Genomic DNA, 23,597 nt, shown 5'->3' with positions numbered 1-23,597 from the left:
GTTAATATGAGCGCTGATTTTATTTGAACCCTGTCTGATCGTTTGTGACCCATAAAAACCCACCAAAAAAGCCATTTAAATTCTGGATCCTGCGCAGCAGCTTGTACTTTTTTGGGGTGTTGTTGGGCCTGGTTGTTCCATGGTACTTTTACATCAATCATGTTACAAACTCTATTGTCAACGAACGATGGGATGTCCCTTCTGTGGTTTACGCAAGGCCGTTGGAGTTGTATAAAAATAAAAAAATAAGCCCTCAGGCCTTGATGTTTGAGCTTGACTCATTGGGTTATATTCAAGTGTCAAACACCCCAAAACTGGGGCAGTATCAACGGTTCCAATCCAGTTTTGACATTTACACCAAAGGATTTGATTTTGCAGAGGGTGGCAGTGTTCCCCGGCGCCTTAAACTGAAGTTGGCAAATGGTGTGGTTGAATCGATCTCACCAGACCTATATCGACTTGAACCCAAGGTCATTGGTCATTTCTTTTCCGCTGGATTAGAAAACAGGCAGCCCATCAAAGTGGAAGAAATTCCTGACACCATGGTCACAGGGCTTCAAGCTGTGGAAGACAGGTCTTTCAGTGAACACCATGGTGTTTCTTGGTTCGGTATATTACGTGCAGCGATTAAAAACATACTGGCAGGAGAGGTGGTTCAGGGTGGCAGTACCATCACACAGCAACTGGTGAAAAACAAGCTGCAGTACAATCACAACAGTTTGTTAAGAAAGCTTCATGAGGCCTTGGCTGCTACTTTGTTAGAGACCAAGCTCGACAAGAAGGCCATCATAGAAATGTATTTCAATGAAATTTATTGGGGGCAAGACGGTAAAGTGTCGATTCATGGTGTGGTGGAAGCAGCGGAGTATTATTTTGCCAAGCCGGTCACTCGGTTGAGCGTTGCTGAACAAGCCTTGTTGGTTGGAATCATCAAAGGCCCTTCATGGTACAACCCATTTAAACAAGCCCAAAGGGCCACAGCGCGTCGAAACTTGGTATTGAATACATGGTATGAAACAGGGGTGATTGGGAAAAATCAATGGCAATCAGCCACGCAACAACCTTTGGGCTTGTCCCAACATCGCAGACTGAAAACAGATTTTGAAGATTATATGGATGTGGTTAAGCGCCAACTCAGGTCTCAATTCAGTCCGTCAGACTTGAAACAAAAAGGTTTAAAAATATTTACTTATTTGGACCCATACATTCAATACAAAACCACTCAGACCGCTAAAAACACCAATCAATGGCTTTCCACAGATGTCGAAAGCGCCATCGTGGTCAGTGGCGCCCAAAATGCCGAGTTGTTGGCAATCACTGGCTCGAAGAATGCCAAGTCGCACTACAACCGTGCCTTATTGGCGAAAAGACAAATCGGCTCTTTGATTAAACCGCTGGTTTATTTGGCAGGTTTAGAGTTACTGCCTGGGTTCGATTTGCAACAACCGTTGAATGACAGTGAATTGACAGTAACCACCACGGATGGCAAATTGTGGCAGCCCAAAAACTGGGACCAACAAAGTTGGGGTGAAATTTCAGCCGAGCGAGCCTTGATTTATTCAAGAAATCAAGCCACAGTTGACCTTGGGCTTAAGGTTGGTTTGGATAACTTCATTGCCTATTTGACCCAACTGGGTTTAAACATCAACAGGAGCGACCATCCTTCCTTGTTTTTGGGAGCGATCGATTTAACGCCATTTGAAGTACAGCACCTGTTTGGACTGTTTGCTTCCAGAGGTAAAAATCAACAAATTTATGCCGTGAATTACATCACCCAAAGCAATGGCAAATTGTTAAGTCAAAGTCAGCAAGTCAGACAAAAACAACCAAAGACGGCTCATATTGATGCAATCAACCGAGCGTTGCATGCCATCACCACAGAGGGCACAGCGAATAAAGTGACCCAGAAGTTTAATTTACCTCAACCGATGTTTGGAAAAACGGGGACCACCAACAAAGGTCGAGACAGTTGGTTTTCAGGTTTTAATCAAGAATTATTGGTTACCGTATGGGTGGGCCGAGATGACAATAAACCCACACCGTACTCAGGCAGCAATGGTGCGTTGATATTGTGGTCTCATTTATTCATGAATTTGTGACCATTGTCTTGTGAGAATTTGACTAAGCAGATAAGATGAGCGGTTATGAATTTTTGCTTATATCGCGGTATTTTGGCTGCTATTTTAATCCTTGCTTTGAGCCATTGTAGCCAAAGGAAGCCTATTGATATCAACGACGATGTTCGCGATCCATCTGATCACTCGTCATCGGTCATCCAAATAGCTCCAATGGTTCCAGAAGCGGTCCAATTATTGATTAAGGAAGCCGATGAGCAAATAGAGCAGGGGCTGATCAAAGCCGCAGTTTTAACCCTCAGCCGAGCCTTAAGCATCAGTCCCACCTCAGCCACCGTGCATCAACACTTGGCTGAAGTCTATTTGTCTGAAGGTAATTATCAAGCCGCTTTTAATTGGTCAAACCGGGTGGTGCAAGACGGCCCGGCTCATGGTCCTATTTGTGAAAGGGCCAGAAGAACTTTGGCACTGGCGGCTGAAATGTTGAACGATGTAGAAACCCAGGCAGCGGCTTTAGAGGCCATCGATTCTTGCAGTCAATCCAGCGCACCTCGGTACTGAGGCCTTTATCATGTCTATGAAAATCAGCGAAGTTTTGGGTGAAAACGGCCTGTTTAAAGAAAAATTACCCGGCTTCAAGTCCAGACCCCAGCAAATAGAGTTGGCTGAAAAAATTTCTCAAGTCATTGAAGACCAATCAGTCTTGATAGCAGAAGCGGGTACCGGAACCGGTAAAACCTTTGCTTATTTACTTCCGGCTTTGTTGTCGGGCAAAAAAATCATCGTTTCCACAGGCACCAAAACATTACAAGATCAACTGTTCAGTAAAGACATCCCAAAATTACTGGAATTGTTATCGATTAAACCTAAGGTCAGGTTGTTAAAAGGACGCAGTAATTACCTTTGTTTACATCGTTACCACAAGGCTGCTGTGATGCCAGTCAGTCGATTTCCCGAAAACAAACCTTTGTTTAAATACTTGAAAAACTGGATTCATAACAGCATCAGAGGAGAAGTCTCTGAGTTTATAAATCAAGTTGAGAACCGGATGCTGTTAATGAACATCACATCTAATCCAGAAAATTGTTTGGGTTCAGAGTGTGATCATTACAACGACTGTTTTGTCTATAAAGCACGTCGCAAAGCCTTGGAAGCAGATCTGTTGGTAATCAATCACCATTTGTTGTTTGCGGATATGGCCATCAAACAAGGTGGCTTTGGTGAGTTGTTACCCAAAACCGATGTGATTGTATTGGATGAGTCACATCAGATTCCTGAAATTGCAGGGCGGTTTTTCAGCCATTTATTCAGCTCAAGACAATGTACGGATATATTGAATGACCTGTTAACCGAAGCCGGCGAAGTTGATGCTGCCTTTGCCGCCATCAGCGAACCTCATGAACAAATGAAAAGGTCTTTAAGAGACACTTTGTTGGTGATGAGTCAAATGCCGGAAAGGGAAAGCAGCAAACGTTTATTCCAAACAGAAATCGTCATAGAAGCCTTTGATTTACTGTTGCATCAAATGAATTTGCTGATTACCGCATTGGAGCCCTTGGTGGTACAAAGCACGGGGTTACAAAACTGTTATGTGCGCTTGGACGCACTGAAGATGATGTTGGAAGACATGATGCAGCAAAAGGAGTCGAACTATATTTATTGGTTTGAGGCTCGGGAAAAATATTTTGCATTGCATAAATCCCCATTGGAAATTGCCGATCCCTTGTCAGAATTCAGGGCGCCATTAGAAACCAGTTGGGTGCTGACTTCAGCCACTTTGACAGTGAACCATTCCTTCGCTCATTTTCAATCTCAAACGGGTTTTGATCCAGCCGAAACATTGTTGTTGGACAGTCCATTTGATTACCCTAAGCAGGCTTTGATGCTGTTACCAAAAACCTTGCCTGAACCCAACGACTTTGAATTCAATCGTGCCATGTTTGATTATGTGACACCGATCATAAATCAGGCCAAAGGCGGGGTGTTTTTCTTGTTCACATCCCACCGCTCTTTACAAATGGCGGCTTATCATTTTCGTGATCAAGTCGATCGCCCCTTGTTTGTTCAAGGTGAAGGAGATCGCAACCAAATGTTGGAAGATTTTCGCGCATCAGGCAATGGATTGTTATTAGGTGCTGCCAGTTTTTGGGAGGGTGTGGATGTTTCAGGCGCCAGCTTAAGTTGCGTCATCATCGATAAATTGCCCTTTGCTCACCCCAGCGAACCTGTGTTGAAAGCCAAAATCGAGCACATCAATAAAAATGGAGGCAAGGCTTTTTTTGATTACCAAATTCCCAAAGCCATCATCAGTTTAAAACAAGGGGCTGGTCGCCTTATCCGCGGCGAAGATGACCGTGGCGTGTTGGTCATCTGTGACCGCAGGATCACCAGCAAAGGCTATGGCTCTACTTTTTTGAATTCTCTGCCTGACATGAAAATCAGCCATGAACGACAAGAAGCTTTGGATTTTTTGTCTGCACTGAAATAATATTGCCAAGTCAAATTAAATAGGCTTAATATTCACAGAAAAATAAGCCGACTTGTGTTATTTTCACTGACATGACAAATCGTTTTCTTCATTATTTTTTGTATTTGCAGTTGTGGCTATCGGCTCCCGGATTTGCCCAGCAGGTGGCAGCTGGCTGGGTGCTAGACAATATCCATGGCCCGTCACAAATAGGAATCGTTGATTCCATTGCTGTTGACATCAACCATGATGGTTTTATGGACGTGGTCTCTGCGTCTATAGAGGATGGGCATTTGCGCGCATACATCAATCAAGGCGCCAGCCAGGACCTGGTTAATTTGGTCTTCGAAGAATTGTATGTTTCCAAGGAAGTACCAGGGGCTTTCCGGGTGTCAGCTACAGATTTAAATCAAGATGGTGAGGTCGATTTTTTGGTACCTTCGATTGAAACCCATGAAATCATCGCATTGATTGCGGATGACGGTGGCTATCGAAAACAAATCATAGCTTCCAATATATTGTTACCCACAGATGCCCAAGCCGGAGATTTTAACAACGATGGATTGATGGATGTGATCAGCATTTCTTTTGAGTTGAACGCAGTGTTTTTTCACCCACAAGATAATACAGGCGGGTTTGGTACAGCCATCCTCGCTGAGTCGGTGTTAAGACCCAGGAAGTTGGTGGTAGATCATTTCAATAATGAAACTGCTCTGGATTTCATGGTGGCATCCGAAGAAGACAGCTCAATCAGGTTGTATGAGAATCAAGGCGATGGGGTGTTTGTTGAACAATTAATCACCAACCAAATGTCAGGCACCAGGTACTTGGCCTCTTGTGATGCCAATGGTGACGATGCCATGGATGTGGTGGTTTCTGCCACCGCTGATGACGCGGTTTATCTGTTTATCAATTCAGGTGGTGGCATTTTCAGTGGCGCCGTCATTGACCAAGATTTACCAGGGGTCAATGCACTGCATTGTGCTGATATTGACAATGATCAGCAAGGTGAACTTATTGCAGTAGCCAATCGTGTTGGCCACATTTACACACAAGACCTGAGCGGAGCCAATAAACAATTGATTGCCAACTCCAGAGATGGCTATGTATCTGTCCAAGCCGCCACATTCGAATTCAATGGAGGAATGAAAATATTAACCCAAGCATACTTTGAAAACAGAAACCTGCTGTACACCGCCAATTCACTGGGCGATGAAGAGGTGGTTTGGGAAGACTTTCCAGAGGGCGTGAGTGCCATTGCAAAAGGTGACATCAATGGAGACGGCGTAGCAGATATTGTTGCAACCAGTTTCAGAGATGGGGTGGTTCAATGGTATGACGGCGTGAGTTTCAAGCGCCATGTTATTGCAGAAAACATTGGTGGTGCAGCAGACGTATTGGTTGTTGATGTTGATGAAAACGGCGCACTTGATGTCGTGGTGGCGGCCTCAAATGCGGGTGGGTTTTATTGGTTCAGGAATTCAGGTGGTGCTGAGTTTGAAACCACAGTGATTTACTCTGGAGCGCCGTTTGCCAACGCTGTAGCAGTGGCTGATATCAATGGTGACGGACAATTGGATATCATTGGAACCTCTGGTTCTGATGATGCTGTGAGGTGGTTTGATCGAATGGGTCTGACATTCACGGTACACACCATCAATCAGGCCAACGATGCGCCCAATGACGTTGTGGCCAGTGATTTTGATAATGATGGGGACATTGATTTGATGGTCGCTAACTTCTTTTCAGGTGACGTCTCTCTGTATGTGAATAACACTGCTGATTTTACAGAGCTTAAATTGATTGAAAACATGAACAGACCTTATGAACTGGCGTTGGTTGCGGGAGCAGATTCAGCATTTTCTGATGTCTTGGGCTCTTTTGCCAGAGGAGACTTGGTGATTAAGTTTGAAAATATGACCGAATCAATGTTCAACCCCATTGTTTTGTTAGATGACATTGTGAACCCAAGAAACCTATTCGCCATTGAAGGTGACCCTGTTTTTTATGTGGCGTCTTCTGTCGCACAAACCTTGTATTCAATTACAGGTTATTCCCAAGTCAATAAAACAGAGCCTGTTGTTACTAATCACATTGGAGTCTCATCCATATACATAGACGCTTTAAGCAGACAAGTTTATACCGGGTCAATCATTTCAGGTTGGCTTGCACAGTTAACCAATGACCGGATTTTTACCACTGGTTTTGACCCGCTTTAACTTTACGTGTCAAGTCAAGCCAGTTCACCAGCCTGACAGCTGAATGTATTGAATAAACCTTGAACTGTTATTTGATGTTTATTATACTCCTTGACAATCATTCAATTGTCTTGACATCAGGACATCTTGATGTGGTTTGTGTCGGTGGATTATATGCTGGATGTATGAGGCTATTTATCAGCAGTAAAACGTCTCAATCTTGACTTAAAGCACGCTGAAAAAAATTAATTAAAATATTTTGACCGAAAGTATATAAACAATGCGTTTTACTCAATAACAAATTTAAATTTTACGAGGAACTTATGAATAAAATTATAAAAAAAACAGGGTTGTTAACCGCAACTTTATTTTTCAGTGCAGCCAGTTTAGCTGGCGGTCCTTCATGTGACGTCACCAATGTTGACGGCGTGTGGTCGTTGGTTCAAAACCCAACTGGAAAATTAGACGTGACTGCAGCGGCAGCACACAATGGTACTGCTTGTGGATTGCAATTGGCAATTGAAGAGCAACAAGGTGGTGCAGCTCGTCATTGGGTACAAGATGACAGTCCAAGTTCCGAGCTGAGATACAGAACATCTTTCTGTTTTAACCCCAATGGCGTAGAGTTGCCATCTACTGGTACAGAAAGAAGAATGAAAATTCATATCGCTTCATGTGGTTCACCTGCAGGCCCTGATCAATGTTTTGGTTTTGATAACTTGATGTTGAAATTTGATAACACCAATGCAGACATGACTACTCCTGATTACAGAATCATTGGTTATGTTCGTGATGACAACCAACCAGGTGCCAACAGAAGAAATGTATTTAACTTCCCAGTACCTGATGCACCTTTCCGTTTAGAGTATGATTTGTTGTTTGGTGATAACAACACAGGTCACTTGAAAGTTTGGATTGATGCAAATGATGAAACTGATACACCTGTATTAGATTTAACAGGTCTTAGTTTGCCAGCTGCTAAATTCAAAGGTATCAACTTAGCCAGAATTGGTCAAATGGGCGTACATGAAAGTATTGCTGCTGGTCAAACTTACTACTTTGATGAGTTTGAATCACGCAGACAAACATTTATCGGTGGAGGAGCTTGTACTCCAACTAACCCATAAATACATTTAATTAAATTTATTTAAATGAACGAAAACCTGCTTGAATAAAGCAGGTTTTTTTTATGTTATTTAACTCCTTATTTTTCATTCTGATATTCCTGCCTCTGGTTGTTTGGGGCTATTGGTTGGTCAATAAATTCAATACAGAACACGCAAAATTATTTCTGGTTTTTGCTTCATTGTTTTTTTATGCCTGGTGGAAAGTTGAATACTTGGCATTGATTTTCTTTTCAATCGGATTCAACTATTGGGTATCCACTTTTTTACATCAAAGAAAATCTAAGCAAGTCCTGATCTTAGGTATAGTTATTAATTTAACGCTGCTGTTTTATTTCAAATACATCAACTTTTTTATTGATGTGGCCAGTCACTTAGGTATTATTGAACCTTCCGTTTACGCAGTGGCTTTGCCCTTGGCCATTTCCTTTGTCACTTTTCAACAAATTGCTTATATCGTTGACAGTTATCATGGAAAAATTGCCAATTATTCATTCAAGTCTTACGTGCTGTTCATCACTTTTTTCCCCCAGTTAATCTCTGGACCCATAGTGCATCATGCAGAAATGATGCCGCAATTTTCACAAAAGCATCGGTTGAATTACAAATGGTTGGCCGCTGGCATGACCTTCTTTATTCTTGGCCTATTTAAAAAAGTCGCCGTGGCAGATGAGTTGTCGCCCTTTGTCATTCAAGTTTTCGACAATGACAACATTGGCTTAAATGTTTCAATGATGGATGCTTGGTTGGCAGCGGTTGCCTATACTTTGCAATTGTATTTTGATTTTTCTGGTTATTCAGACATGGCCATTGGATTGGGCTTGATGTTTGGAATATTTTTGCCGTTGAATTTCAATTCACCATTGAAATCATCAAGCATCATTGCCTTTTGGCGAACCTGGCACATGACTCTTTCTAGGTTTTTGAAAGACTATTTATACATACCAATGGGTGGAAACAGAAAAGGCGTAGTTCTTAAATTGGTTTTTCTGTTCATAACCATGGTATTGGGTGGATTGTGGCATGGCGCTGCCTATACCTTTGTATTGTGGGGCATGCTTCATGGTTTGTATTTAATTATCAACCATGTGTTTCGATATTTTTTGCTACATTTTCCTCAATATAAGACCACTGTTTTACAGCCTTATGTGAAAATATTGGCATGGCCTTTGACTTTCATTGCAGTGGTGTTGGCTTTTGTGGTATTTCGTGTGCAGTCTGTAAATGATGGATTTGATTTACTACAAGTGATGTTTGGCTTAAGTGGCCCAATTCAGGGTGCCCCCAGTACCCTCAATACAAATGCATCGCTGGGATTATTTATTTTGGTTTTTGGGTTAATATTTGTGGTTAAATACTTCCCTAATACGCAACAAATACTTGGTTATCAACATCAACAAAATGACATCAAATCAGCATACTGGCAAGCCAATATATTTTGGTTGTTGGGCGGGATTTGTCTACTGTACTATTCACTTTATAAGATCATGACCAATGGATACTCAGAGTTCATTTACAGGTTTTTCTAAAATATTTTGTTATTCACTGGGCATCAGTTTAGTGGTGTTCGTTGTGACTGCTGAATGGTTTCTAAGAGCTGTGGTTGTAAAAATGCCAAGGTCGACGCCGCAATTGATTGATCGCGTTTATCAAAGTAAATTGACAGATGTGGTGGCAGGAGACTCTCAAATGTACCGAGCCTTTGTGGCTGAAAAGAGTTTCATCAACCTGGCAAAACGTGGCAACCCAATCCCGGCTGTGGACATTGTGTTGAGAAATTATTTGTTGGACAAACATCCAGGAAAAGTAGTCATTCAAGCTTCACCACAATTATTTGCCAAACCACAACTGGAAAGAAACACCCAAAGATATGACCAATATTTCAACATTGTTTCAACACCATTTAAGTTGTATGTATTTGAAAGAGGCATAACAGAGTTTATGAGTGCATTCGATTCGATGGATCAAATCATGGCTGCTTACCATGCCAGCAATGATGAGGACTTGAGGGCCAACAGCCAGTACTGGTTAAAGTTAACGGACCAACAAAGGCAACAAAAAACACGGTCCAGAGTCAAACACCACCTACCATATATGGATTCTGATGAATCAAAAGAATTTCAAGCCAAATACCGACAAATGGTTGAGTTTTTAATATCAAAAGGGGCTGAAGTTTGTATGGTGACACCGCCTGTATCGGAATTGTATTTAACATACAGTCGAGAATTGGCGGCATTCGATGCTGCCATGGCTTTTTTTACTGATGTATCAAGTGAATATGGAATTACGCATGTCGGTCACCATCAATTGAATACCAATTATCCAAAAGAATATTTCATTAATCAAGACCACATTACACCCAGCGCAAGTAAAGAATTCGCTGCGTCTGTTTTGGGGGCGTGTTTTGACTGATGTTGCTATTTATCAACCGACCGATGATCCAAAAAGGAGCCTAAGTTTTGCTGTTTAATTCATTAGAGTATCTTTTGGTGTTTTTGCCTATCATGGCAATCGCATACTATTTTTTAATTCGAAAAGTAAACAAAGTAGCCGGAATCAATTTATTGATTATTGGCTCTTTGTTTTTTTATACCTGGTGGAAAGTTGAATACCTGGCATTGTTGATGTCATCTATTGTCTTGAATTATGTTGCTGGTCAAGCAATCATGAAATACAAGGGAATCAGTAAGCCGATTTTGGTGTTCGGTATCGTTCTTAACTTAGCCACGTTGGGGTATTATAAGTACAGTGGTTTTTTTCTTGGGATGTTTGATTATGAACACCTGGTAGGTAGCATTGTTCTGCCATTGGCCATTTCGTTTTTTACCTTTCAACAAATTGCCTATTTGGTTGATGCCAAACAAAATAAAATTGAAGACAACTCTTTTCGCAGTTATGTCTTGTTTGTGGCTTTTTTCCCGCAATTGGTTTCAGGCCCCATTGTTCATCATAAAGATGTTTTGCAACAGTTTTCTAAAGACTATCGAATATTGCTTGATAGCAAAACAATTGCAGCAGCCATAACCATCATTGCCATTGGTTTATTTAAGAAAGTCGTCATCGCTGACAGTTTAGCTCCACATGCCAATTGGGTTTTTGAGTTGGGAAACCAGGGCGCTGTGATCCCGGCTGTCTTGGCATGGAGCGGTTCGTTGTGTTATACCTTACAAATTTATTTCGATTTTTCTGGTTATTCAGACATTGCCATTGGCAGTGCCTTGTTATTTGGCATACAGCTACCGATTAATTTCAATTCCCCATATAAATCAGCGAGCATCATTGATTTTTGGCGACGGTGGCACATTACCTTGTCTACATTTCTAAAAGATTATTTATACATTCCTATGGGTGGCAACAGGCACGGTGAATTTAATCGTCACTTGTTTTTGATGATAACCATGCTTCTGGGGGGGTTGTGGCATGGCGCCGGTTGGATTTATGTGATTTGGGGTGGCATGCATGGTTTTGCTTTGGTGATAAATCATTTATACAGAAAAAAAATAGCCATTCATTTTACTGATCAATTCCGAGGGGGCCAAACATACCATTTGACCAATTGGTTGATTACATTTATTTTTGTGAATTTAACGTTCATCGTATTCAGATCAGAGTCACTATTGAGTATCACCACTTTAACTACAGGCTTGTTTGAATTCACTACAGGCATGACAGATGCCATGGTAGACAAAGGCGTGTTTATTCTAGGTACAAGTCCCTTGGTATCCTTGGTGTTGATTGGATTACTTTGTTTGGTGGTTAAAGCTTTACCAAACACCCAGCAAATCTTAGATTATAAGCCCAGAGAAAATTTCTCAGAACAGGCAAAATGGCAACCAGGCATTGTATTTGCAGTAACCACAGGTATCATCTTAATCATCAGTTTATATAAAATAATTGGCAATGGCTATTCAGAATTCATCTACCGCTTTTTTTAAGCGCTACCTCATTATTGTCATATTCATTGTGGCAGGGTTTCTCATGGTGACAGAAATGTTTCTTCGTGAGTATGTGGTGACGATTCCAAAGTCAGTGCCTAAACGCATTCACAGTGTTTATGCAAGTGACAACCCCAATGTTGCAATCGGTGATTCACATATTTATCGCTCTTTTATTGATCAACATAAATACCTTAATCTAGGCCGGGGTGGATCGACCATACCAGTGATGGATTTATTTATTAGAAACTATTTTAAATACAGAACCCCCAATCAGGTGATCGTTGAAGCATCACCACAATTGGTCAGTGAAATACACCTTGAGTGGCACGATAAAAACCACAATAATTTTTTTAATATAAACCAGTGGTTTGTTCCAAAAATATATTTTTTTGAAAAAGGCATTGCACAACAATTGGCCTCAATTAACAGTTGGAAAAGCCTGAAACAAGCCCTGACCAGGGATTGGCCCAATGAAATGGACAAATCATCCTATTGGGTCAATTTAGATGAGGAAGAGCGTCTTAAACGAACATTGTCACGAGTGGATTTTCAGGAGCCTATGATGGGTACTGAAGCCGCTGATAATTACTTTTCAATTTACCGCAACATGTTGGAATTTTTATTGGAAAAAGGGGCTGATGTATGTGTTTTGAGAACGCCGGTTGATGAAAGTTATTTGCAATACATTTCAGACCGTGAACCATATCAGGCATCTTTGCAACAATTCAAACAAATTGCCGAGACGTTAAACATTAAATACGTTGATTTTAGGGAGTTGGCAATGGATTTTGATTTAGCTGCTTTTATCAACCAAGATCATTTGATGCCCACCAAAAGCAAAGAATTTTCAGCCCTGGTTGATCAAGCATGTTACCAGTAAACCGTCACAATCAATTCAGAGGTGAAATACAAGGCCTGAGGGCAGTGGCCATCTTGGGGGTTTTGGCATACCACTGTGGCTTTGCGATGTTTTCTGGGGGGTTTTTAGGGGTCGATGTTTTTTTTACTATATCTGGTTACCTGATTAGCCAATTGATTTTAAGACAATTGCAGGATAATTCATTCAGTTTAAAAACATTTTATATCCGAAGGATCAGGCGCTTGTTTCCGGCATTATTTGTTACCGTGTTGTTTACTGGTATCATGGCATTGTTGGTATTTCCTGCAGAGCTTGTTCAAAAAACTTTTCAATCAGCGATTGCTGCATTTTTTTCTGTCTCGAATTTTTATTTTTTAAGCGAAGCAGGCTACTGGGATTTTTCAGCAAAATTTAAGCCTTTATTGCACACCTGGTCGCTGGGTATTGAAGAGCAATTTTATCTCGTATTTCCATTGCTTTTAATGTTTTTGTATCGCAAGCAAAACTTATCAATGCTTGTAAAAGTGTTGCTAATGTTGCTTTTTCTCAGTCTTCTTTTGTCGGTCATAATAACCAAAATCAACCCTCACTATGCCTTTTATTTAATTCCATTTAGGATGTTCGAATTTCTTGTTGGTGCGGTGGTTTGTTTTATGCCCGATTCAAAAAAATTAATCAATTCAAAGGTCGCCGAATGGTTGGTGGTGAGCTCATTAACAACCATAATTTTGTGTTTTGTTTATTTTGACCAAACCAGCTCATTTCCTGGCTACTTGCCTCTGCTGCCTTGTTTAAGTTGTGTGATTATCATTTATTTGAAAAATGTAAAAATAAGCCAATGGTTGCTTGGTAACAAGGTGATGTTATACATCGGCAACATTTCTTATTCTTGGTACTTGGTTCACTGGCCTTTGATTGTGTTTTATACATTCATTAGCCCAAATAAGTTAACAGCGATTGACAAAATCATTTTGATTTTGGCTTCTTTGGTGTTATCCGTGGTGTTGTATAAAACCACAGAATCCACATTCAGGTATGGACATGAAAAGGAAAAATACTTTGCTGGCTTTGCATGGGTCACCTTAGCCTTCTTTTGTGTGGCAGTTATCAATGAAGGTCGTTTTTTTCAAGCAAAAAACCCCGTCCAAAACGTTATCAGTCTTCCAGCGAAAGTGGCCAATTTAAAAAGGCATGAACAGTGGAGCAAGCAATGTGAAACCCAAATATTTATCACGCCTGACCGATGTTTAAAACCCAGCATGACCAAAGAAAATGTTTTGGTGGTTGGAGATTCTCATGGCATAGATGGATTCAACATAATGAACAATGCTTTTCCGCAATACCATTATATGCTGATCAGTGAAAGAGGTTGTCCACATTTATTCGAAGCTGTAAAAAGGGAAAACGACTCATGTGACAGAAGCTTTGATGACATTGTTGCCTATCTAGAGAAAAACAGTGAAGTTAAACATGTCATATATTCAATCAAGATGGATCAGTCCAGACTTAACCCGTTGCTGGTATCGATTGAAAGGCTGAAAGGCATGACGGTCAATGTAATTGTGATGGGTGTGGGTCCGTGGTATAGTAAGCAAACGAGGATTGCCGCACATAATTCTGATGATTTTCTGGTGGCTCAATCAAATATTGATCAGTTTTTAATAAAAGATTTATTTAAGCAAAATGATCAGGCCCGCACCAAGATTTCAGAGGCTGGTGCTGTTTATGTAGATAAATTGGCTTACTTTTGTAAACAACCCTCATGTATGGCCTTCACCTTAGATCAACAAGAAATGGTCACCTATGACCGCACTCATTTATCTATTGGTGCAAGTAAAGATTTTGCCAGTTATTTGGTAAATAAATACGACAGCAGAAACTTTTTCAATGACAAATAATTCCGATTTAATCACCCGCTTAACCGAGTTAATACAAGAAATTGACCGAGCGCCAACATCTTCTGAAAATCCAGGTAAATTATCACTAACCGTTGAAAAGATTGAAGCCGAATGGCCATTTTTGTATGCTTATTTGGCGGACAGTTTTAAGGCATTAAAACGGGCCATTGAAAACCAAGTTCTCAGCAGAATAAAAAAACTATGTGGTGTTATCAATAGCAGATTGTCCTATTTTGGAAACTGGGATTCAACACACAATATAACCATCGCAATGATCAATGATGGGCGTATCAAGCCCAATGAAATAAAACCTTTTATTAGGTTTGATACAAAAGCCTATGAAGCTTTTTATACCCAGCAAAACATCAAGCTGAAAGAAAAACTTAAATCCAAAGTATTCAATGATTATTCTGATCAATCTTACGTACCCATTGAGCTGAAATCTAAAATCAATCATGTGTTTCGTAAAACGTATGCAGTCAATGTGATTGAAACAATGATTGGTGTATTCAATTCATTGGGTGTAGATAAGGGCAGGTGGCTGGATGTTGGCTGTGGCGTTGGCTACATTTCTAATGCGGTGAATCAAAACATTTATTCATCGAAAAATTGGGAAATTCATGGTTGTGATTTACAAGAGAGTAGAATTGAGTTTGCCAAGAAAAATGCAGCGAAGCATAAAAAGTATACCTGTGATGATGCCTTTTCTGTGATCAAAAACTTGAATGACAAAGGTGAAAAAACCAACATAGTTTCTATGTTTGAATTTTGTGAACATTTTGCCGACCCTGCAGACCTTATTCAAAGAGTCAGTGCACTTTCTGTTGATGCAGTGGTGATTGGAACGCCCCTACAACAGAAGTTGGTGTCACCACTTGATAAAAAGCCAGACCCCGTACACTTATGGGGGTTTACTAGAGAAAGCATGGAACATATATTTAAGACGACCGGTCTTGAAATATTGCTATCAACAGAAAATAAAATTGGTTATTACGGCGAAGGCTTGGATTGGTTAACTATCATTGCAGTAACCCCAGAAATTAAAAACAAAATAGATGCAAGTTTTGCCCCCCAAAACAAATAATAAAAACTGGCTGCTCACAGGCATACCCAGGAGCGGCAGTACATTGGCGCTCAAGTTGATTGCAGACAATCAACAGGTCGTTGGACTTGATGAGCCAGGTTGGTTAAAAGAAATCAGACAACAGGCGGATGTGGGTTTGATTGCTGATAGTCTGTTGCAGAAAATGGCAGACCTGCGAGCGCAGGTAAAAATGGGTGAACCTGTGAGTATGAATTTTGGCCAAGGAACCGATTCATTGACAGACAATCATTTCGCCAGAACAGAACAGGGTATCATCAAAACCAAGCAATCACAAAAAGTTAAGTTAGCGGCTTCAACCTGTGACAAAATATGGATTGTCAAATCCAATGTGTTTTTTACTGCACTGTTAAATCAACTGCTCAAGTCAAAGCATTTTCAGTTGTTGGTTACCGTCAGAGACCCCATCGCTGTTATTAAGTCCTGGCGATCACTGGATTTTTCACTCAGCAAAGGCAGGTCGATGATTGCAGAAAAATTTGACCCGAGTAGTGTGGTTGGTCATGAAAATGAGGGCGTGCTGGTTAAACAAGTTTTGTTATTGGATTGGATGTTCAAAAAGTATTATGAAAACATCAATGACATCAGTGTTTTTAAATACGAAGACTTGGTTGAAAACCCATCAATCATTGGTGAGCAATTAAACATTCGCTCAGTCAACAAAGACATGTCTCTGGCATCCAGAAACAACAATGCGTTTTATGACCATTCTGAAAGCAAAGAAATTGAAACATGCATAAGAAAATATGGCAGGTATTATCAATATTTTTATCCAAAGTTGGAGGGTGATTTTTCATGAACACATCAGAACCAAAAAACACCAAGTTAATCGAGCAATGTAAAATCATCGACTTACCTGTGATTTCGAACCCCAAAGGTAATTTAACCTTTATAGAAGGTTCCAACCACATTCCTTTTGATATAGAAAGGGTGTACTACTTATATGATGTTCCTGGAGGTGCAGAAAGGGGCGGTCATGCGCATAAAGGCCTGCATCAAATGATCATTGCATTGTCTGGTAGCTTTGATATCAAAATAGATGATGGGTTTAACAGCAAAGTGATTCATATGAACAGGTCGTATTATGGGCTTTATTTGTGCCCAATGATTTGGCGTGAAATCAGTAATTTTTCTTCAGGTTCTGTGCTGATGGTTTTGGCTTCAAATAAATACGATCCTGATGACTACTACCATGACTACAAAGAATTCTCTCAAATGGTTCAGCAAAGTACATGAGAATACGATTTTTCGATTTCAGCAAAGAAAATAAAAGTTACCTTGAAGCTGTATTGACTTCAGTGGTCGACACCATAAAAAGTGGGCAATATATCTTGGGCCCTAAAGTTAAGCAGTTTGAGGCTGCTTTCGCTGAATACTTAGGGGCCAAGTATTGCTTGGGTGTTGGTAATGGCTTGGATGCCATTAAAATCATTCTGCTGGCCTTGGGCGTGGATGAAAACAGTGAGGTGATTGTCCCTGCACATACTTTTATTGCTTCATGGTTACCAGTGACAGACTTGGGTGCCACATTGGTGCCTGTTGAGCCAGATGAACAATCAATGAATATAGACATCAATTTGATTGAAGCTGCGATCACAGAGAACACCAAGGCAATCATTCCAGTCCACCTTTATGGCAAACCGGTTGCGATGAATCGGCTCAAGGCACTAGGGTTGAAACATGGGATCCCAATTGTTGAAGACGCTGCGCAAGCCCATGGCGCCGTTTATCAAGACAAACATTGTGGTACATGGGGTGTTGCGGCGGCGTTCAGTTTCTATCCCACTAAGAATTTAGGCGCTTGTGGTGATGCTGGTGCGGTGATTACCAATGATTCTGAGTTGTATAAAAAAATGAAGCTGATAAGAAACTATGGATCAAACAACAAATACAACCATGAATGTTTTGGCCTAAACAGCAGATTAGATGAAATCCAAGCCGGCATTTTGTTTGAAAAAATAAAGCATTTGGATGCATTGATTACGCAACGCAAAGAGATTGCTGAATACTACGGTAAAAACATAAATTCAACATGGTTAACCACCCCAATTTTTGATAACAGCCATGTTTGGCACCAATATGTATTGCGAGTTAAAGAGAGGAACGCATTCATAGAACATATGGAAAATTGCGGTGTAGAAACCATGATTCATTACCCAATTCCACCGCATCAATCAGGTGCTTATAAAAACAACTTTGCGACATCTGAATTTCCAATCACTAACCGTTTGTGTGACGAGGTGGTTAGTTTGCCTATCTATCCTGGGTTGTCGGCTACGGAAGTGGCTCATGTGGTGGATTCTTGTAATCAGTACAAAGCAGCATGTTAGGCATTGTTTATATTGTTGAGCAAGGGTTGTTAGAACAGCAAGCTTTGTTGTTACAAAAGTCAATAGAAAGGTTTGTAGCCCCATTTTCTGAGGTTCAGTCTTTTGCTTGTTGTGTCAGGAAAAACCACCAACCAGCGGCCAGCACCATTGAATCACTCAAAGCGCATGGTGCAACTTACCTGTTTGCTGATTTGAATCAATCTTATGATTATTTTCCATTGTGCAATGGAATTTTTGCCACCAGAGAAATTGAACAAGTACAGAAAAACCTTGCTGCTTGTTTGTTGGTTGATACCGACACTGTTTTTGTGAACGCACTTGATGACAAATTATTGAACCAACATTCAATGTTGATACGACCAGTCGATAATGTGGGTATCGGTTCAAAGGGACAAAATGATCCCAATGATGAATTTTGGCAAAAAGCTTTTGCTCAGTTTGCAACAAACCCGCCGCCAGCTAGCATGGAAACCACTGTTGATAGGTGTAAAATCCGTCCGTACTATAACTCCGGTTTTGTCTTTGCACAAAAACAAACTGCTTTTTTTAGCCGTTGGTATGATGACTTTCATCAATTAATGGACAGCAAAGTACGAACCCAAAAGCGGGCTTCAAGACATCAGGTTGATTATGGTTTTATTGAACAAATGTCCATCTCTATCACCGTTGATAGACTGGGCCTAACCCCTCAAGTCCCAAGTATTCAATACAACTACCCGTTGCCTTTTCGGCCCAGGCTGCAAAACAACCCGGCGCAAAATATTGATTTGTCTGCATTGGTCCATTTGCATTATCACCGTTGGTTTCAACACCCTGGATTTTTATCCCATGTCTTTTCTGAGGCAGACCAAGAAACGGATGCCTACCAATGGCTGGATAAAAACTTGCCTTTTGAACCAGAACTGTCAGGTCCCTTTAAATGTTGATGGTCTGTTATTCAGTGTTTTCTTAAGGCGAAAAAAAACCACCCCAGAATAAACTGGAGTGGTGTTGTTAATCAAAAATATTACTTGTTAAACTTTTCAAAGGCAGCTTCAAGCATTTGAAGTCTGTTTTGTAGCGCTTCATTCTCATTTTTCAATTGGTTAATTTGACTTTCTTTTTCATCCACTTTTGTAGCCAAGGCTTTGATCGAAGCCAATGCGACACCGGTGGAATCTAAAGAAGCAATTTTATCTTCACGAGAACCCAATCCAAACAATTTATAAAAGTCTTGAGCCATAGGTCCCAAGTGTTTTACATTGTCTGAGTCAAATTTGTAGTTCCATACGGAAATCGGCAAATCAACCACTTTTTGTAAAATTTCAGTGGGGTTCACGGCAAAAATATTTTCTTTTGAGTTCACATCAGAGCCTTCTGAAAGTAAGCCAGTGATGGTTAAGTTTCCACTGTCGTCTAAATCAAAAATCCTAGCTGATGGATTACCGATTTGAAATTGTCCCGTATCAAAAAACTCAAATCGACCTGTCAAAGAGCCAGATTTTCCATATTGTAAGCTGGCTCCTTTGTTGGCAATTTTCCATGATTCATCAGTTACACTGTTTTCCAGTTTCAATGTCACGTTCTCAGAAGCGAGTAAATGTAAACCATGAGTTGGGCTAGCGGTACCAAATCCAAGGTAACCGTTGGCAGCAATAAACAGCGAACTTGTGGGTGCATTTGGTTTGATTCTGAAAGGTAGTTTACTGCCATTGGTGGCATCGCGAATGAAGAAGTTGGTTTCGTTACCAGCAACGTCCCAGGTTTGTGGTGTCCAACCACTGGTGCCGTTTTGTTCCAGTCTGACGGTCGGTGAGTCACCCGTAGTGATATGTAAATCCACCACTGGGCTGTTGGTACCAATGCCTACATCGCCATCACTTTCAACATACAAGGCATGGTTTCTGGCGCCGGCTTCAACAGTGAAAGGTGCCCTGCCACCATCAATGTCTGTAATTGAAAATTTATTGGCACCACCATTGGTACTGTCATTGGCGGTCAACTCCCAATCATTGGATGGGAAACTGGCTGAGTTACTGGTATCCATAAATCGGATGCGCAGGTTATTTTCTTTCAGTCTTAATGTATCGAAACCAAAACTTTCGCCGTTGACACAATCTTGTCCGATACAGGCTGAGCCATCCACAATCAGGTCGTCCAGAATTTGTTGGTCTCTTCCAGCCTCATCTTGATCGATGAGGGTACCGCCTTTCAACACGGTGAATGTGCCAGACAATACTTCAAATCCCAGGTCGTTATCGGAGTTGTTGGTTGATTGATTGGTTCTGCTTTTTTTAACGGAAGTATTTAACGGCAGTAACTCATATTTGTAAATTCCGTCTTGAAACTGGTTGATGGCAAAATCAGTGGCTTCAAAAGTCATTGATTTTGATGGGTTGATATAGAGTGTTTTTAATTCGCCTTGTGGTAAACGCAGTCTGAGTTCATAGCCTGTTTGGTCATTCAGCCCGGTAAATTCAAGTTGGTTATCAAAAAGAAAGGTTTCTGTTTGAGCGTTGGCCAAGCCACACAGTGCCAAAGATGCAGCCAAAGCTGTTTTTTTAAAAATGTACTTCATGTTTATTCCCCGATAATAAGATTTAATTAACCTTAAAAATATTAAAGGAAAAAGGGTGGTTTGTCATTGAATTTATTAAAAATCGTACAATTTTCAAAGATAACACATCAGCGTGATTTTATTTTGTATTCAGATTACAATGACTGTTCTGATCAAAACACACGTAATCATGAATAAAACCCTCTATTTAGTCGATGGATCCTCCTATTTGTTTCGCGCCTTCTTTTCGCCAGGTTTAAATCGGCTAAAAAGTGAGGATGGTCATCCCACAGGTGTGATGTATGGGGTTACCAATATGCTGCAACGCATGCTGGATGAATATGGGCCTGAGTACATGGTGGTGGTGTTCGATGCCAAAGGGAAAACTTTCAGGCATGACATGTATGCGGAATACAAAGCCAATCGACCACCGATGCCTGATGAACTGCGTATGCAATTACAGCCGACCAAAGATTTGGTTGAGGCGATGGGGATTCCCATACTTGAGGTCCCTCATGTTGAGGCTGATGACGTGATCGGTACTTTGGTTAAAAAAGCCGAAACGCTGGGTATAGAGACTTTGGTTTCAACCAGTGACAAAGATTTGGCACAATTGGTTTCTGATCATGTGACATTGGTGAACACCATGTCTGACTATGTGATGGATGAAGCAGGCGTGATGGAAAAATTTGGGGTCAGACCCGATCAAATCATTGATTACCTGGCATTGATTGGCGATTCTTCCGATAACATTCCAGGGGTGAATAAAGTAGGTCCGAAGACGGCTGTTAAATGGTTACAAGAGTATGAGACGGTAGATAATATCATCGCTCATGCCGATGACTTTAAAGGCAAAGTAGGTGAATATTTGCGCGCAGGGATTGACCAACTGAAATTGTCACGTGAGTTGGTTGTGATCAAAAAAGACTGTGAGGTTGATTATCAGGTCGGTGATTTCAAGTTGAGTAACAGAAACATCAGTGCACTGAGTCAAATTGGTAAAAAATTTGGTATGAAGCGATTTGCGGAATTGGATGAAGCAAAGGACGCGCCGAAAACCCCACAAAAACAAATCGAATACACCTGTATTCAGGACATGGCCACGTTACAACAATGGTTGGATAAAATTAAAAGCAAAGGATTGGTGGCATTTGATTTAGAAACTGATTCATTGAACCCCATTGGCGCCAACATCATAGGTATGTCATTTTCCTGTGAGGAAGAACAAGCAGCCTATATTCCAATCGCCCATGAAACTTCAGAAGATCAATTGGATCTAACCACCGTACTGAATGCAGTTGTTCCTGTGTTACAGGCTGTGGATGTGATTGGCCAACACTTTAAATATGATCTGAATGTGTTGTCAAATTATGGCATCAATATCACCAGCCAAAAATTTGATACCATGTTAGAGTCTTATGTTTTTAATGCATCAGTTACGCGCCATGACATGGATTCATTGGCAGCCTTGTATTTAGATAAAAAGACCGTTAAGTATGAGGATATTTGTGGCAAAGGTGCCAAGCAAACGCCTTTTGCTCAAGTTTCGATTGCCGATGCCACTCATTATGCGGCTGAAGATGCTGACATCACATTTCAATTACATCATGCCCTATGGCAACAATTAAAGGAAACCGACCAGAGGGCCATATTTACAGATTTAGAGATGCCATTGGTGGCTTGCTTGGCTGGCATGGAGCAAACAGGAGTGTTGATTGATCGAGTGGAGTTGGCCCGGCAGAGTAAACACTTAGAACTTTGCATGAATAAACTGACACTTCAGGCTTATGATTTGGCAGGAAAGGAATTTAATTTGGGTTCACCCAAACAACTTCAAGTGATTTTGTTTGAAGAACAAGGCATACCCGTATTGAAGAAAACCGCAACGGGTCAAGCCTCAACAGCAGAGGATGTGTTGCAGGATTTATCAGCAGATTATGAATTACCCGCCGTGATCTTGGAATATCGCTCATTGAGTAAACTCAAAAGCACCTATACCGATAAGTTACCACTCGAAATCAATGCCAAAACGGGGCGAGTACATACTTCTTATCATCAAGCCGTGGCCATTACAGGGCGTTTGTCGTCTTCAAACCCAAACTTACAAAATATCCCGATAAGAACTGAAGAAGGGCGGAAAGTACGTAAGGCGTTCATTGCACCTGAAGGCTGGTTGTTGATGGCAGCTGATTATTCACAAATAGAATTGCGCATCATGGCGCATTTATCTCAAGACGAAAATTTATTGAATGCTTTCAATCAAGGGGTCGATGTTCACAGCCAAACGGCCTCTCAGGTGTTCGATACGCCTTTGGACGAAGTCAGTGGTGAACAACGTCGGGCAGCCAAGGCCATCAACTTTGGTTTGATGTATGGTATGAGTGCTTTTGGTTTAGGCAAACAACTACACATTGGTCGCAAGGAAGCTTCCAATTATATGAAACAATATTTTGCTCAGTACCCTAAGGTCAAAGGTTTTATTGATTCGGTTAAAACCCAAGCGGCAGAACAAGGCTATTTGGATACATTGTTTGGTCGGCGGTTGTATTTTCCTGAAATTAATAACCGCAATGCTCGGGTGCGAGCCGGGGCTGAGCGAGCTGCCATCAATGCACCCATGCAAGGCACTGCCGCCGATATCATTAAAAAAGCCATGTTGGCCATTCATGATGAGCTGAAAGGCGCTGACGACATCAAGGTCATCATGCAGGTTCATGATGAACTGGTGTTTGAAGTGAAACAGGAAGTGGCAGAGCAATGGGCACATAAAGTGAAATCAATCATGGAACAAGTGGTGAAATTGGATGTGCCTCTGGTTGTGGACTATGGGATAGGGGAGAATTGGGACGAGGCCCATTAAGAGGTTTCCTCCGAGGCCACTTCATTTGACTTCGTCAAAAACCGTAACCTCTGCGTAAGCACAGATGAGTTGCCCTAATAGGCTCGCAGGCTCGCCAAGGGTCAACATGGGATGGGTTTCCTCCGAGGCCACTTCATTTGACTTCGTCAAAAACCGTAACCTCTGCGTAAGCACAGATGAGTTGCCCTAATAGGCTCGCAGGCTCGCCAA

Annotated in this window: 17 protein-coding genes; 16 read left to right on the top strand and 1 reads right to left on the bottom strand. The window is 41.1% G+C overall.

Going from position 1 to position 23,597, the window contains the following annotated elements; genetic code table 11:
* The first annotated feature begins 44 nt into the window (after positions 1–44).
* The 15 genes from CCS90_RS00855 to CCS90_RS00785 all read left to right on the top strand — a co-directional run bounded on the left by CCS90_RS00855 (position 45) and on the right by CCS90_RS00785 (position 18,917).
* Positions 45–2,099 (top strand): transglycosylase domain-containing protein, encoded by a 2,055-nt coding sequence (locus tag CCS90_RS00855; RefSeq protein WP_133566433.1) that lies wholly within the window; start codon positions 45–47, stop codon positions 2,097–2,099.
* Between the two features lie 45 nt (positions 2,100–2,144).
* Complete coding sequence (locus CCS90_RS00850) at positions 2,145–2,636, top strand: tetratricopeptide repeat protein (protein WP_099017621.1); 492 nt, start codon at positions 2,145–2,147, stop codon at positions 2,634–2,636.
* A 10-nt stretch (positions 2,637–2,646) separates the two neighbouring features.
* A complete protein-coding gene (yoaA, locus tag CCS90_RS00845) occupies positions 2,647–4,563 on the top strand; it encodes a DNA repair helicase YoaA (RefSeq protein ID WP_099017620.1) in 1,917 nt (638 codons plus the stop codon).
* A gap of 71 nt (positions 4,564–4,634) precedes the next feature.
* Positions 4,635–6,761: an FG-GAP repeat domain-containing protein gene (locus tag CCS90_RS00840; RefSeq protein WP_099017619.1), complete on the top strand. Its 2,127-nt coding sequence runs from the start codon at positions 4,635–4,637 to the stop codon at positions 6,759–6,761.
* Positions 6,762–7,063: 302 nt separating this feature from the next.
* The gene (locus CCS90_RS00835) at positions 7,064–7,867 is read left to right on the top strand and encodes a hypothetical protein (protein WP_099017618.1); all 804 of its coding nucleotides are present in this window, start codon (positions 7,064–7,066) and stop codon (positions 7,865–7,867) included.
* A 62-nt stretch (positions 7,868–7,929) separates the two neighbouring features.
* Complete coding sequence (locus CCS90_RS00830) at positions 7,930–9,393, top strand: MBOAT family O-acyltransferase (RefSeq protein ID WP_099017617.1); 1,464 nt, start codon at positions 7,930–7,932, stop codon at positions 9,391–9,393.
* A complete protein-coding gene (locus tag CCS90_RS00825; RefSeq protein ID WP_099017616.1) occupies positions 9,359–10,276 on the top strand; it encodes a hypothetical protein in 918 nt (305 codons plus the stop codon). The genes CCS90_RS00830 and CCS90_RS00825 overlap by 35 nt, the downstream gene beginning before the upstream one ends.
* Positions 10,277–10,368: 92 nt before the next feature.
* The gene (locus tag CCS90_RS00820) at positions 10,369–11,799 is read left to right on the top strand and encodes an MBOAT family O-acyltransferase (protein WP_099017615.1); all 1,431 of its coding nucleotides are present in this window, start codon (positions 10,369–10,371) and stop codon (positions 11,797–11,799) included.
* 43 nt (positions 11,800–11,842) lie between these two features.
* Complete coding sequence (locus tag CCS90_RS00815; RefSeq protein ID WP_143751542.1) at positions 11,843–12,682, top strand: hypothetical protein; 840 nt, start codon at positions 11,843–11,845, stop codon at positions 12,680–12,682.
* Entirely contained in the window at positions 12,670–14,559 is a 1,890-nt protein-coding gene (locus CCS90_RS00810; RefSeq protein ID WP_099017613.1) for an acyltransferase family protein, read from the top strand. Before CCS90_RS00815 ends, CCS90_RS00810 begins: the two co-directional genes overlap by 13 nt.
* Positions 14,549–15,643 carry a methyltransferase domain-containing protein gene (locus tag CCS90_RS00805; protein WP_099017612.1) on the top strand — a complete coding sequence of 365 codons (1,095 nt, stop codon included), beginning with the start codon at positions 14,549–14,551 and terminating at the stop codon, positions 15,641–15,643. The genes CCS90_RS00810 and CCS90_RS00805 overlap by 11 nt, the downstream gene beginning before the upstream one ends.
* Complete coding sequence (locus CCS90_RS00800) at positions 15,615–16,460, top strand: hypothetical protein (RefSeq protein WP_099017611.1); 846 nt, start codon at positions 15,615–15,617, stop codon at positions 16,458–16,460. The genes CCS90_RS00805 and CCS90_RS00800 overlap by 29 nt, the downstream gene beginning before the upstream one ends.
* Complete coding sequence (locus tag CCS90_RS00795) at positions 16,457–16,897, top strand: sugar 3,4-ketoisomerase (RefSeq protein ID WP_099017610.1); 441 nt, start codon at positions 16,457–16,459, stop codon at positions 16,895–16,897. The genes CCS90_RS00800 and CCS90_RS00795 overlap by 4 nt, the downstream gene beginning before the upstream one ends.
* Positions 16,894–17,991, top strand: coding sequence for a DegT/DnrJ/EryC1/StrS family aminotransferase (locus tag CCS90_RS00790; protein WP_099017609.1), 1,098 nt, complete (start codon positions 16,894–16,896; stop codon positions 17,989–17,991). The genes CCS90_RS00795 and CCS90_RS00790 overlap by 4 nt, the downstream gene beginning before the upstream one ends.
* Positions 17,985–18,917 (top strand): GT-B fold glycosyltransferase domain-containing protein, encoded by a 933-nt coding sequence (locus CCS90_RS00785; RefSeq protein ID WP_099017608.1) that lies wholly within the window; start codon positions 17,985–17,987, stop codon positions 18,915–18,917. The genes CCS90_RS00790 and CCS90_RS00785 overlap by 7 nt, the downstream gene beginning before the upstream one ends.
* An 80-nt stretch (positions 18,918–18,997) precedes the next feature.
* Here the strand turns inward: CCS90_RS00785 and CCS90_RS00780 are convergent, their stop codons facing one another.
* The gene (locus CCS90_RS00780; protein ID WP_099017607.1) at positions 18,998–20,548 is read right to left on the bottom strand and encodes a tail fiber domain-containing protein; all 1,551 of its coding nucleotides are present in this window, start codon (positions 20,546–20,548) and stop codon (positions 18,998–19,000) included.
* A gap of 169 nt (positions 20,549–20,717) precedes the next feature.
* On the opposite strand from CCS90_RS00780, the gene polA reads away from it, so the two are divergent.
* Entirely contained in the window at positions 20,718–23,387 is a 2,670-nt protein-coding gene (gene polA, locus CCS90_RS00775; protein WP_099018695.1) for a DNA polymerase I, read from the top strand.
* Positions 23,388–23,597: the final 210 nt, after the last annotated feature.

Source organism: Marinicella litoralis, from assembly GCF_002591915.1.
GTDB lineage: Bacteria > Pseudomonadota > Gammaproteobacteria > Xanthomonadales > Marinicellaceae > Marinicella > Marinicella litoralis.
The sequence above is the reverse complement of the archived record's forward strand: the minus strand, read 5'-3'. Positions and strand labels throughout refer to the sequence as shown.